The organism is Streptomyces deserti (assembly GCF_054782695.1).
The window spans coordinates 32014-45015 of the sequence record NZ_BAAGRZ010000002.1 but is presented as its reverse complement, the minus strand read 5'-3'; the positions used below and the strand labels follow the sequence as shown (position 1 = coordinate 45015).

Below are 13002 nucleotides of genomic sequence, written 5' to 3'. Positions count from 1 at the left end.
CAGGGCTGACGGGACGGCCGGGCTGTGCGGAATCCTGTGAGCATGTCTCGCGATCACGTCCACTCCGCCGAGCGTTCCGCCACCGCTGCCGGAACGCCGGGCGGCGCTGCCCCGGCATGGGGTGCCGGGGCCGGCGCCGAGACGCCGTTCCTGGAGCTGCTGTCCCGGGGCGCGTCCGCCGATGCCTACGAGCAGCCGGTGCTGCTCGCCCGCGCAGAGGGCCAGCCTGTCGAGCGGATCGCCGCGCTCGAACAGGCCAAGCTGCTCGCCCTGCGCGTGCGGTCCGAGCTGGAGGGGCGGCGCCGGCGGGAGGCCGAGCTGTCCGCGCTGTTCGAGACCGCCCACGACCTCGCCGGACTGCGCGACCTGGACGCCGTACTCCAGGCCATCGTGCAGCGCGCCCGCTCGCTGCTCGGCACGGACGTCGCGTACCTCAGCCTCAACGACCCGGCCAGGGGCGACACGTACATGCGGGTCACCGAGGGCTCGGTCGCGGCCCGCTTCCAGCAGCTGCGGCTCGGCATGGGGGAGGGGCTCGGCGGCCTGGTCGCGCAGACCGCGCGCCCCTACGTCACCGAGGACTACTTCAAGGACGGCCGCTTCCAGCACACCCTCACCATCGACGCGGGCGTACGGGACGAGGGACTGGTCGCCATCCTCGGCGTGCCCCTGATGCTCGGGCACCACGTCATCGGCGTGCTGTTCGCGGCGGACCGCCGCGCCCGCGTCTTCGAACGGGAACAGATCGCCCTGCTCGGCTCCTTCGCCGCCCTCGCCGCGGCCGCCATCGACACCGCCAACCTGCTCACCGAGACCCGCTCGGCCCTCGCCGACCTGGAGCGGGCCAACGAGATCATCCAGGACCGCAGCGCGGTCATCGAGCGCGCCTCCGACGTCCACGACCGGCTCGCCGAACTCGTCCTGCGCGGCGGCGGAGTGCACGACGTGGCCGCCGCGGTCTCCGAAGTCCTGGGCGGCGCCGTCGAGTTCGCCGAGGCAGCCGCCGCACCGGCCGACGCCCTGGAGGCGTCCCGCGCGGAAGGACACGCGGTGCGCCACGAGGACGACTGGATCGCCGCCGTCACCGCAGGCGGCGAACTGCTCGGCGCGCTCGTGCTGCGCGGCCATCGGGGACTCGACCCCGTCGACCAGCGCACCCTGGAACGCGCCGCGATGGTCACCTCCCTGCTGCTGCTCGCCCGCCGCTCCGCCGCCGAGGCGGAACAGCGCGTCCGCGGCGAGCTGCTGGACGACCTCCTGGACGCCCGCGACCGCGACCCCCGCCTGCTGCGCGACCGCGCCGCCCGCCTGCACGCCGACCTCGACGCCACCCATGTCGTCCTCGCCGCCCGCCTGGAGGGCGCGGCCGCCGACGCCGACCAGGAGGCGGACGCCCGCAGACGCCTGTGGGCCGCGGCCTCCCATCTCGCGGCGACCCGGCACGGCCTGGCCGCCGCGCGCGACGGCGGCACCGTCCTGCTGCTGCCCCTCACCCCCGGGGACACCGCCACCGACCTCGCCCGCCGCACCGCCCGGGACCTGGGCACGGCCGTCCACGAGCCGGTCAGCGTCGGTGCCTCCGCCCCCCTAAAGGACCTCGCCAACCGCCCGGGCCCCGTGGCCGAGGCCTACGCGGAGGCCCGCCGCTGCCTCGACGCCCTGAGCGTGCTGGGCCGCTCCGGGGACGGCGCCGCCGCCGAGGACTTCGGCTTCCTGGGGCTGCTCCTCGCCGGTGACCGGGACATCACCGGCTTCGTCGACCGTACGATCGGCCAGGTCGTCGCGTACGACGAACGGCGCGGCACCGAGCTGCTGCGCACCCTCGACGCCTACTTCGCCTGCGGTATGAGCCCGGCCCGCACCAAGGACGAGCTGCACGTCCACGTCAACACGGTCGCCCAGCGCCTGGAACGCGTGGGCCGCCTCCTCGGCGACGACTGGCAGACCCCGTCCCGCGCCCTGGAGATCCAACTCGCCCTGCGCCTGCACCGGTTGTCCGCACCGGCACAGCGCTGACCCCCGTACGGAGCCGCGTACGGGGGTCGCGGGCCGGGGTGGCTCACACGGTCCGGGCGTCCGCTTCCCGTGCCGCAGCCGGCTCCATGTCGGCATCGGGCGTGATCTCGGAGAGGTCCCGGTGGCGCGTCTCCTTGGCCACCGCCACCGCGACGACCGTCAGCAGGCTGGCCGCGATGACGTACAGGGCGATCGGGGTGGAGCTGCCGTAGTCGGACAGCAGCGCGGTGGCGATCAGCGGTGCGGGCGCGCCCGCCGCGACCGAGGCGAACTGGGCGCCGATGGAGGCGCCGGAGTAGCGCATCCGGGTCGCGAACATCTCGGAGAAGAAGGCGGCCTGCGGCGCGTACATGGCGCCGTGCAGCACCAGGCCCACGGTCACGGCGAGGATCAGATTGCCGAAACCGCCGGTGTCGATGAGCGAGAAGAACGGGAACATCCACAGCCCGACGCCGACCGCGCCCATCAGGTACACCGGTCGTCGGCCGAGCCGGTCCGACAGCGCGCCCCAGGCCGGGATGACCGCGAAGTGCACGGCCGAGGCGATCAGCACCGCGTTGAGCGCGGTCTGCTTGGAGACGCCGGCCGAGGTGGTGGCGTAGACGAGAATGAACGCGGTGATGACGTAGTAGCTGATGTTCTCCGCCATGCGCGCGCCCATCGCGACGAGCACGTCACGCCAGTGGTGCCGCAGCACGGAGACGAGCGGAAGCCGCTCGGCGTCCGCTGCCCGGGTCGCCTTGCGGGACTCGGCCTGCGCCAACGCCTGCTTGAACACCGGCGACTCATCGACAGACAGACGAATCCACAAACCGACGAACACCAGCACACCGGACAGCAGGAACGGAATCCGCCACCCCCAGGCGCCGAAGGCGTCGTCCGACAGGACGGCGGTCAGCAGCGACAGCACCCCGGTCGCCAGCAACTGCCCCGCCGGCGCGCCGGTCTGCGGCCACGAGGCCCAGAACCCGCGCCGCCGCGCGTCCCCGTGCTCGGACACCAGCAGTACGGCACCGCCCCACTCACCGCCGAGAGCGAAGCCCTGGATCAGCCGCAGCACGGTCAGCAGCACCGGCGCGGCGGACCCGATGGTGGCGTGCGTGGGCAGCAGCCCGATCGCGAAGGTCGCCCCGCCCATCAGCAACAGGCTCAGCACCAGCAGCTTCTTGCGCCCGAGCCGGTCACCGTAGTGCCCGAAGACCAGCGCACCCAGCGGCCGGGCCGCGAACCCCACGGCGTACGTCAGGAACGACAGCAGCGTGCCGACCAAGGGGTCGGACTCCGGGAAGAACAGCTTGTTGAACACGAGGGCGGCCGCGGAGCCGTACAGGAAGAAGTCGTACCACTCGATGGTGGTGCCGATGAGGCTGGCGGCGACGATGCGCTTGAGGTTCGAGGGTGGTGGGGGAGCGGTAGTTCCGGAGGCCATGTGCGCCACTTCCTCGTGTGCGGTGGGGACGGGTTCGTGTCGGAACACCGTAGGAATCCGCACGTCAGGCGCACATGTGGTGGGACAACATAGTTCGGGGCCAGAGTGTAAGTGCCGTCACCACCTCTGCCGCACGGTGCTGACTCCCGTGCTGGTTCGGTGCAGCGGCCTTGACAGGAGGTCGCAAGTCGGGCTTCCTTAGAGGTGTTGCGTATGGCAATACAGTTGCGCAATAGGAAACAGCTCTCGTCCCCGGTGGCGGCTCCTCGTACGACGGCCGCGATGCCCGGCGATGGAACGGCTCTGATCCCCTACACCGCGGAGTGGCGCTCCAGATGACTCGCAAGGCACCTGCTGAAGATCCCGGCGACGCCCGTCTCAGGGTCGGTCCCCCGAAGGAGTACGCCGCCGGAATCCCAGCGGTCACCTCCTCGCTGCGGCACGCCGGCGAGCAGATGGGGGCCCGCCGCAGCCTGCTCACTCTGCTCCGGGTCAACCAGAAGGAGGGCTTCGACTGCCCCGGTTGCGCCTGGCCCGAGCCGGACCACCGGCACCGGGCGGAGTTCTGCGAGAACGGGGCCAAGGCGGTGGCCGAGGAGGCCACCGTCCGCCGGGTCACGCCGGATTTCTTCGCCGAGCACACCCTGGAGGATCTGCTCCCCCGCAGCGACTACTGGCTCGGGCAGCAAGGACGCCTCACCCACCCCGTGTACCGCGCGGCCGGCAGTGACAGCTACCGGCCGATCTCCTGGGACGACGCGTTCGCCGTGATCGCCCGCGAACTCGGCGCGCTCGATCACCCGGATCAGGCCGCCTTCTACACCTCCGGACGGGCGAGCAACGAGGCCGCGTTCGTCTATCAGCTCTTCGTCCGGATGCTGGGCACCAACAACCTGCCGGACTGCTCCAACATGTGCCACGAGTCCAGCGGTTCGGCCCTGACGGAGACCATCGGCATCGGCAAGGGCAGCGTCCGCCTGGACGACCTCTACGAGGCCGATCTCATCCTCGTGGTCGGCCAGAACCCCGGCACCAACCACCCCCGCATGCTCTCCGCACTGGAACAGGCCAAGCGGCGGGGCGCTCGCATCATCGCCGTGAACCCCCTGCCCGAGGCCGGGCTGCTCCGGTTCAAGAACCCCCAGCGGCCCTCCGGCATCGTCGGCGGCGGCACCCGGCTGGCGGACCAGTTCCTGCAGATCAGGCTGGGCGGAGACCAGGCCCTGTTCCAGGCCTTCAACCGCATGCTGCTGGAGGCGGAGGACGAAGCACCCGGCACGTGCCTGGACATGTCCTTCATCGGCCGGTACACGCATGGCTTCCAGGAGTTCGCCGAGCATGCCCGCAAGACGTCGTGGGACGACATCCTTCAGGCCACGGGCCTGCCCGAGGAAGAGATCCGGGCCGCGTTCCGCCAGGTGCTGGCCGCCGAGAAGATCGTCGTCTGCTGGGCGATGGGACTCACCCAGCACCGCCACTCGGTACCCACCATCCGGGACGTCGTCAACTTCCTTCTGCTGCGCGGCAACATCGGCCGCCCGGGCGCCGGCCTGTGTCCGGTACGCGGCCATTCGAACGTGCAGGGCGACCGGACGATGGGCATCTACGAGAAGCCGGACGGCGCGTTCCTGGACGCGCTCGGCGCCGAGTTCGCGTTCACGCCCCCGCGGCACCACGGTCACGACGCGGTGGAGACCATCCGGGCCATACGCGACGGCGCCGTACGGGTCTTCGTCGCGCTGGGCGGCAACTTCGTCGCCGCGGCCCCCGACACCGAACTGACCGAGCAGGCGTTGCGCAACTGCCGCCTCACCGTCCAGATCTCGACCAAGCTCAATCGCTCGCATGTCATCACCGGGGAGCAGGCCCTCATCCTCCCGTGCCTCGGCCGAACCGAGGCCGACCTGCGGCCGAGCGGGCCCCAACTGGTCACGGTGGAGGACTCCATGGGCATGGTGCATCTCTCGCGGGGGCGGCTCGCCCCCGCGTCCGAGCATCTGCTGAGCGAGGTCGCGATCATCTGCCGGATGGCACGGGCCACGCTGGGGACAGCAGGCTCCCGCGTGCCCTGGGAGGACTTCGCGGCAGACTACGACACCATCCGAGACCGCATCGCACGCGTGATCCCCGGTTTTGAGGACTTCAATGCCCGGGTACGACGGCCGGGCGGCTTCGCCCTGCCCCACCCGCCGCGCGACGAGCGCCGGTTCACCACCTCCACCGGCCTGGCCAACTTCACCGCCAACCCGCTGGAGAGGCCCCACGTCCCGGAGGGTCGGCTGCTGCTGCAGACGCTCCGTTCCCACGACCAGTACAACACCACCATCTACGGCCTGGACGACCGCTACCGCGGCATCCACCAGGGGCGCCGGGTCCTCTTCCTGCACCCCGACGACCTCACCGAGCGAGGCCTGGCCGAAGGGGACCTCGTCGACATCGTCAGCGAATACGGGGACGGCGTGGAGCGAAGGGCGCCGGCCTTCCGGGCAGTGCCCTACCCGACGCCCCGAGGCTGCTGCGCCGCTTACTTCCCCGAGACCAACGTCCTCGTACCCCTGGACTCCACCGCGGCGATCAGCAACACCCCTACGTCGAAGTCGATCGTCGTCCGGCTGGAACCGGCCTGCGCCGGCACGGACGCGAGTACGTGACCGTCGATGAGCGGAGCCGAGCACCGCTTCTCCCCTCTGGCCCGCTTCGGCGGCCTCGTCGCCACCGACCTCCGGGACGTGACCGGCGATCCCGCGGCCCTGGACTCCACCGGCTTCTGGGCCGTGGTCGCCGGCTTCGAGGGGCGCCTGGTCTGCGCGCGTTTCGGGGATGTACGCCGTGAGCCCGTGCCCACCGCCGATCCCGGTGCGTGGCGCGGGCCGGACCCGGGCGCCTGGACGTCCTCCCTCGACCGGGCCGCCTACACCGCCGGGGTCCGGCGCATACGTGAGCACATCGCGGCCGGCGAGGTCTACCAGGCGAATCTGTGCCGGATTCTGTCCGCGCCGCTGCCCGGCCCGGCACGCGCGGACGTGGACGCCCTCACTGCCCTGCTGGCGCGCGGCAATCCAGCGCCGTACGCCGGCACGGTGCGCCTCCCCGCGCACGGTGTGGAGATCGCCACGGCCTCGCCCGAGCTCTTCCTCCGCCGCGACGGCCGCACGGTGGTGTCCGGCCCCATCAAGGGCACCGGCCGGACCGCCGCGGACCTCCTCGAGAAGGACCACGCTGAGAACGTCATGATCGTGGACCTGGTCCGCAACGACCTGGGACGCGTCTGCGCCACCGGCTCGGTGACCGTCCCCGACCTGTGCGCGGTCGAGGAACACCCCGGCCTGGTGCACCTGGTGTCCACCGTGCGTGGCGAGCTCGCCGACGGCGCCGGATGGCCGGAGCTGCTCGCCGGAACGTTCCCGCCGGGGTCCGTCACGGGAGCCCCCAAGTCCAGCGCGCTGCGCGTCATCGCGGCGCTGGAGACCGCGCCCCGCGGTCCGTACTGCGGTGGCGTCGGCTGGGTCGACGCCGACCGCGGCACGGGTGCGCTCGCGGTGGGCATCCGCACCTTCTGGGTCGACCGCACCGCTTCCGGCGGCCCGCTCCTGCGCTTCGGCACGGGGGCCGGGATCACGTGGGACTCCGACCCTGAGCGCGAGTGGGCGGAGACGGAGCTGAAAGCGCGCCGGCTGCTCGGGGTGGCGTCGGCCGCGTACCGGCTGACCGGTTGATCGCGGTCGGGCATTTTCTGCTCGACCTGCCCCTTGACAGCCCCTGTGAGCCGTCAGATTGTTGTTGCTCATAGTGAACATCTATGCATTATGTGCAACTGTGCCCGGGTGGTAGCCGCTGTCCATGGGGCGCGGCGGGACCGCCGAGGCATCCCCCGCCTGCTCGGTCGCGCATCCGTCGTCCGCGACAGAGAGTCCACTGCCGTCTGCGGAAAGGACGAGCTGATGAACAAAACCCGCGAGAGGAACGGGAGCGGAAGCCATCCCGTCGAGGCGGATCTGCCAGGAAGCCCGGCGGCATCCGCCCGCCCTCGGACCGACCTGGTCGTATTCGGAGTCGCCGCGGTCCTCACCCTCGCCTTCGTCGTGTGGGGGGCCACGGCGACCGGCACGCTGGAGAGCGTGTCCGGGAAGCTGCTGGACGGGACCATCCGAAACGGCGGCCGGGCATTCGTCCTCGCCGCCTCGGGCTTCGTCGTCTTCGCCCTCTGGCTGGCCATGAGCCGTTACGGGCGGATCACCCTCGGCGAGGAGGGCGAGCAGCCCGAGTTCCGCACCGTCTCCTGGATCGCCATGATGTTCAGCGCGGGCATGGGCATCGGCCTGATGTTCTACGGCGTGAGCGAACCGCTGTCACACTTCACCACCCCGCCACCGGGCACCGACCCGGCTGATGCCAACCAGGCCATGGCGACCGCCATGGCCACCACCCTCTTCCACTGGACGCTCCACCCGTGGGCGATGTACGCGGTCGTGGGCCTGGCCATCGCCTACAGCACCTTCCGGTGCGGACGCCGACAGCTGATCAGTGCCGTGTTCACTCCGCTGATCGGCGAGAAGCGGGCGAACGGCTGGGGCGGCAGGATCATCGACATCCTCGCCATTTTCGCCACCCTCTTCGGCTCCGCGGCCTCGCTGGGGCTCGGCGCCCTGCAGATCGGCGGCGGCATCACCGGACTGGGATGGATGGGATCCGTCGGCACCGGCCTACTGGTCGCCGTGATCGCGGTGCTGACCGTGGCGTTCGTCGCCTCGGCGGTGTCCGGGATCGCCAAGGGCATCCAGTGGCTGTCCAACATCAACATGGTGCTGGCGGTGACCCTGGCGGTCTTCGTGTTCCTCGTCGGGCCGAGCATCTTCATCCTTGACCTGCTGCCCACCTCAGTCGGCGCCTTCCTCGGCGATCTGACCCAGATGGCAGGGCGTACCGAGGCCTCGAGCGGTGAGGGAGTCGCCGACTGGCTGGCCGGCTGGACGGTCTTCTACTGGGCCTGGTGGATCTCCTGGACGCCGTTCGTCGGCATGTTCATCGCGCGCATCAGCCGCGGCCGGACCATCCGGCAGTTCGTGGGCGGGGTCATCCTGGTGCCCAGCACGGTCAGTCTGCTGTGGTTCGCGATCTTCGGCGGCTCGGCGATGCACCTGCAGGACGAAGGGCGCCTCGGCGACGCCGCGACAGCCCAGGGTCAGCTCTTCGACGTGCTCCAGCAGTATCCGATCGCCACGGTGACGAGCATCGTGGTGATGATCCTCGTCGGGATCTTCTTCGTCTCCGGCGCCGACGCCGCCTCGATCGTGATGGGGACCCTCTCACAGCGCGGATCCCTGGAACCGACCCGGACCGTCGTGGTGTTCTGGGGTGTGCTGACCGGGGCGGTCGCCGCGATCATGCTGCTCATCGGCGGCGGCAGGGACGACGCGCTCACCGGACTGCAGAACCTCACCATTCTCGCGGCGGCCCCCTTCACCCTGGTGATGGTCGGCTTGTGTATCGCGCTCACCCGCGATCTGCGCCAGGACCCGCTCATCATCCGCGGGCGCAAGGGCAAGGAAGCCATCGAGACGGCCGTCATCGCCGGCCACGAGAAGTACGACGGCGACTTCGAACTCCGCATCGGTCCCTGCACGCCCGCCGATGGGGCAAAGTCCGCACAGCCCCAGCAGTCCACGCAGCCGACGCAGCCCACATCCTCCTCCGCTCACTGAGATCGGCGGACCCGCGCCCGGCGGGGTCGTGGACCGACATGTCCGGCCACGGCCCCGTCGGGCGTTCGCGCTGTTCCGCCGGGATCCTGCCCGGCTGAGGGAACTCCGTCCCCAGCTGAGGGAACCCCGTCGAGCTCCTTGACCCCCGGTCGGCACTCCACGATGCTGTGTTGCGACACATGAGATGTGTGCCGTAATGAGCAACATCTGATTCAAGTCTCGACCAGCCGAGGAGTGGCCATGACGCACCAGGTCCGTGCTGTCGTCGCGCGGGGCAAGGGCGCCCCCGTCAGCCTGGAGACGATCATCGTGCCCGACCCGGGTCCGGGTGAGGCGCTGGTGAAGATCGACGCCTGCGGGGTCTGCCACACCGATCTGCACTATCGCGAGGGCGGCATCAACGACGACTTCCCGTTCCTGCTGGGCCACGAGGCCGCGGGTGTCGTGGAGTCGGTGGGGGAGGGGGTCACCGACGTCGCCCCCGGCGACTTCGTCATCCTCAACTGGCGTGCGGTGTGCGGCCAGTGCCGGGCCTGTCTGCGCGGACGGCCGTGGTACTGCTTCAACACCCACAACGCGAAGCAGAAGATGACCCTGACCGACGGCACCGAGCTGTCGCCGGCCCTGGGCATCGGCGCGTTCGCGGAGAAGACGCTGGTCGCGGCCGGGCAGTGCACCAAGGTCGACCGGACCGCGTCGGCGGCCGCCGCCGGTCTGCTGGGGTGTGGCGTGATGGCGGGCATCGGCGCGGCCATCAACACCGGGAACGTCGGCCGGGGCGACTCGGTCGCCGTCATCGGCTGCGGCGGTGTCGGCGCCGCGGCGATCGCCGGGTCGAACCTGGCGGGCGCGGCGAAGGTCATCGCGGTGGACATCGACGACCGCAAACTGGAGACCGCCAAGAAGCTGGGCGCCACCCACACCGTCAACTCCAAGAACGCCGACGCGGTCGAGGCGATCCGCGAGCTGACCGGCGGCTTCGGCGCCGACGTCGTGATCGAGGCGGTCGGCCGCCCGGAGACGTACAAGCAGGCTTTCTACGCCCGCGACCTCGCCGGCACGGTCGTCCTGGTCGGTGTGCCGACCCCGGACATGAAGCTGGAACTGCCGCTGCTGGACGTCTTCGGCCGCGGTGGCGCGCTGAAGTCCTCCTGGTACGGCGACTGCCTGCCGAGCAGGGACTTCCCGATGCTCATCGACCTCTACCTGCAGGGCCGGCTGGACCTGGACGCCTTCGTCACGGAGACCATCGCGCTGGACGAGGTCGAGAAGGCCTTCGAGCGGATGCACCACGGCGACGTGCTGCGCTCGGTGGTGGTGCTCTGATGGCGGCCCGCATCGAACACCTCGTCACCTCGGGGACGTTCTCGCTGGACGGCGGGACCTGGGACGTCGACAACAACGTGTGGATCGTCGCTGACGACCACGAGGCGATCGTCATCGACGCCGCACATGACGCCGAGGCGATCGCCCGGGCCGTCGGCGGGCGCACCCTGCGGGCCATCGTGTGCACGCACGCCCACAACGACCACATCGACTCCGCACCCGAACTCGCGGCGCGCACGGGTGCCCCGATCCTCCTCCACCCGGACGACCTGCCGCTGTGGAAACAGACCCACCCCGACAAGGCGCCGGACGCCGAACTGACCGACGGCCAGGGCCTCACGGTGGCCGGCATCGAGCTGACCGTGCTGCACACGCCCGGCCACGCACCCGGCGCGGTCTGCCTCTATGCGCCGGCCCTGACGGCCCTCTTCAGCGGCGACACGCTGTTCGCCGGTGGGCCGGGGGCGACAGGAAGGTCGTACAGCCACTTCCCGACCATCGTCGAGTCGATCCGGGACCGGCTGCTGACGCTGCCCGGCGACACCGTCGTCCATACCGGACACGGGGACACGACCACCATCGCCGCCGAGGCCCCGCACCTGCAGGAGTGGATCGACCGCGGCTTCTGACGGCCACCGGCGACCCTCACACGCCCGCCCTCGGCTCGCGGTCATCGCGAGCCGATGCGGCGGGCTGCTGTTGTTCTATGTGAGCTGAGTTTTGAAATACGCAGCTAAATGGGCGGCGCAGAGGGCCCTTTGAACGCCTTGACAAGGGTTCTGGGCGACCCCAGACTGATGTTGCGCTTACCGCAATCCGTTTCGTTATACGCACCGAGGTGTCATGATGATTCCCGCGTGCCGTCTCGAGGATCTCCCGCGAGGCGAGGCCCACCGGCTCGACATCGATCCGCCGGTCTCGGTGTTCCACACCGACGACGGCGAGCTCTTCGCCATCGACGACACCTGCACCCACCAGGACGCGTCGCTCGCCGACGGCTGGCTGGAGGGCTGCGAGGTGGAATGCCCGCTGCATGCTTCGAAGTTCGACCTGAGGACCGGCGCGGTCGACGCCCCGCCGGCCAAGCTTCCGGTCCGGACGCACGAGGTCGTCGTCGAGGGCGGCGTGATCTACGTCCGCCTGTCCACGGACGCGCCCAACCTGCCGCCCTGCGTCGCAGCCCGGCTTGCCGGGGGCCCCGCGTGAGGACCGTCGCCGTGGTCGGTGCCTCACTGGCCGGCCTGTCGGCGGCACGCTCACTGCGCAAGCAGGGCTACGACGGGCGGCTGGTCGTCATCGGCGACGAGCTCCACCGCCCGTACGACAGGCCCCCGCTGTCCAAGGAGTTCCTGGCCGGCACCCTCGGCGAGACGGAACTCGCCCTGGAGACGGACGACGAGGACCTGGGGGCGCAGTGGCTGCTCGGCACCCGTGCCGTCGGACTCGACCACAGGGACCGTGCCGTCCTGCTCGCCGACGGGCGGGAGGTGCGCGCCGACGGGTTCGTCATCGCGACCGGCGCCGCAGCGCGCACCCTCCCCGGCTCCGAAGGCCTGGCCGGGGTGCACACCCTGCGCACCCTCGACGACGCCCGCGCCCTGCGGGACGAACTCGCCCGCGGCGGACGGCTGGTGGTGATCGGCGGCGGCTTCATCGGAGCCGAGGTCGCCTCCACCGCGTACGCCCTCGGGCTCGAGGTGACCGTCGTGGAGGCGGCCCCGACACCGCTCGCCGGACCGCTCGGCGAGGCCATGGGCGCCGTCGTCTCCGCCCTCCATGCGGACCACGGCGTACGGCTGTTGTGCGGCGTGGGCGTCAAAGGGCTGAGCGGGGACGAGCGAAGCGGGACGGGGGTCCCCCCGGACGGAGTCTGGGGGCGTGTCGATGCCGTCCTGCTCGAGGACGGCCGCAGCATCCCCGCTGACATCGTCGTGGTGGGCGTGGGCGCACGCCCGTGCGTCGAGTGGCTGGAAGGTTCCGGCATCGCACTCGGCGACGGCGTCAAGTGCGGCGCGGACGGCCGCACCAGCCTGGCAGGCGTGGTCGCGGTCGGCGACTGCGCCAACTGGTACGACCCACGCGCGGGATTCCATCGCCGCGTCGAGCACTGGACCGGTGCGCGCGAGCGTCCCGACGCCGCGGTCGCCACGCTGCTGGCGGGCGGTGCGGTGGAACCGGGTGTGCCCCGGCCGCCGTACTTCTGGTCGGATCAGTACGGCGTGAAGATCCAGTTCGCCGGTCACGCGGCCGGCGCGGACTCTGTGTCCATCGAGGCGGGCGCCGCGGACGACCGCGACGTCCTGGCCGTCTACCGGCGTGCCGGGAACCCGGTCGCCGTACTCGGGATGAACCAGCCGCGGCTGTTCACGCGCTGGCGCAAGCAGCTCGCCGCCACCGCGTCTTGACACCGCCCCAGCGGCACCCCATGCTGCGGTTGCACATAGCACGCAGCGTTGCTCCATGCACAACGCCGTCCGGAGTCGCTCTTCCCGGCGCGTGAATGACCCCTCCACGACGTTTCCCGAGGAG

General features: G+C 71.0%; 9 protein-coding genes. 8 read left to right on the top strand and 1 reads right to left on the bottom strand.

Features of this window, described 5'->3' with window-relative positions:
* Nucleotides 1–42 precede the first annotated feature (42 nt).
* Nucleotides 43–2016, top strand: a complete 1974-nt coding sequence (locus ACYVMZ_RS06455) for a helix-turn-helix domain-containing protein (protein WP_461076461.1) — start codon at nt 43–45, stop codon at nt 2014–2016.
* 43 nt (nt 2017–2059) lie between these two features.
* On the opposite strand, the gene ACYVMZ_RS06450 is transcribed toward ACYVMZ_RS06455, so the two are convergent.
* Nucleotides 2060–3445 (bottom strand): MFS transporter, encoded by a 1386-nt coding sequence (locus ACYVMZ_RS06450; RefSeq protein WP_461076459.1) that lies wholly within the window; start codon nt 3443–3445, stop codon nt 2060–2062.
* 335 nt (nt 3446–3780) lie between these two features.
* On the opposite strand from ACYVMZ_RS06450, the gene ACYVMZ_RS06445 reads away from it, so the two are divergent.
* The 7 genes from ACYVMZ_RS06445 to ACYVMZ_RS06415 all read left to right on the top strand — a co-directional run bounded on the left by ACYVMZ_RS06445 (nt 3781) and on the right by ACYVMZ_RS06415 (nt 12878).
* On the top strand, nt 3781–6096 hold the full coding sequence (locus tag ACYVMZ_RS06445; protein ID WP_461076457.1) for an FdhF/YdeP family oxidoreductase: 2316 nt from the start codon (nt 3781–3783) through the stop codon (nt 6094–6096).
* Between the two features lie 6 nt (nt 6097–6102).
* Nucleotides 6103–7161, top strand: a complete 1059-nt coding sequence (locus ACYVMZ_RS06440; RefSeq protein WP_461076455.1) for a chorismate-binding protein — start codon at nt 6103–6105, stop codon at nt 7159–7161.
* A gap of 225 nt (nt 7162–7386) precedes the next feature.
* Nucleotides 7387–9147, top strand: coding sequence for a BCCT family transporter (locus ACYVMZ_RS06435; RefSeq protein ID WP_461076453.1), 1761 nt, complete (start codon nt 7387–7389; stop codon nt 9145–9147).
* A gap of 240 nt (nt 9148–9387) precedes the next feature.
* Entirely contained in the window at nt 9388–10473 is a 1086-nt protein-coding gene (locus ACYVMZ_RS06430) for an S-(hydroxymethyl)mycothiol dehydrogenase (RefSeq protein ID WP_461076451.1), read from the top strand.
* Complete coding sequence (locus tag ACYVMZ_RS06425) at nt 10473–11102, top strand: MBL fold metallo-hydrolase (RefSeq protein ID WP_461076449.1); 630 nt, start codon at nt 10473–10475, stop codon at nt 11100–11102. The genes ACYVMZ_RS06430 and ACYVMZ_RS06425 overlap by 1 nt, the downstream gene beginning before the upstream one ends.
* Nucleotides 11103–11316: 214 nt before the next feature.
* A complete protein-coding gene (locus tag ACYVMZ_RS06420) occupies nt 11317–11679 on the top strand; it encodes a bifunctional 3-phenylpropionate/cinnamic acid dioxygenase ferredoxin subunit (protein ID WP_461076447.1) in 363 nt (120 codons plus the stop codon).
* On the top strand, nt 11676–12878 hold the full coding sequence (locus ACYVMZ_RS06415) for an NAD(P)/FAD-dependent oxidoreductase (protein WP_461076445.1): 1203 nt from the start codon (nt 11676–11678) through the stop codon (nt 12876–12878). Before ACYVMZ_RS06420 ends, ACYVMZ_RS06415 begins: the two co-directional genes overlap by 4 nt.
* The last annotated feature ends 124 nt before the right edge of the window (nt 12879–13002 follow it).

Bases quoted from the DNA above. Each gene is read 5' to 3' on its own strand.
- ACYVMZ_RS06455 (WP_461076461.1), top strand. From the start codon at position 43: ATGTCTCGCGATCACGTCCACTCCGCCGAGCGTTCCGCCACCGCTGCC.
- ACYVMZ_RS06450 (WP_461076459.1), bottom strand. From the start codon at position 3,445: ATGGCCTCCGGAACTACCGCTCCCCCACCACCCTCGAACCTCAAGCGC.
- ACYVMZ_RS06445 (WP_461076457.1), top strand. From the start codon at position 3,781: ATGACTCGCAAGGCACCTGCTGAAGATCCCGGCGACGCCCGTCTCAGG.
- ACYVMZ_RS06440 (WP_461076455.1), top strand. From the start codon at position 6,103: ATGAGCGGAGCCGAGCACCGCTTCTCCCCTCTGGCCCGCTTCGGCGGC.
- ACYVMZ_RS06435 (WP_461076453.1), top strand. From the start codon at position 7,387: ATGAACAAAACCCGCGAGAGGAACGGGAGCGGAAGCCATCCCGTCGAG.
- ACYVMZ_RS06430 (WP_461076451.1), top strand. From the start codon at position 9,388: ATGACGCACCAGGTCCGTGCTGTCGTCGCGCGGGGCAAGGGCGCCCCC.
- ACYVMZ_RS06425 (WP_461076449.1), top strand. From the start codon at position 10,473: ATGGCGGCCCGCATCGAACACCTCGTCACCTCGGGGACGTTCTCGCTG.
- ACYVMZ_RS06420 (WP_461076447.1), top strand. From the start codon at position 11,317: ATGATGATTCCCGCGTGCCGTCTCGAGGATCTCCCGCGAGGCGAGGCC.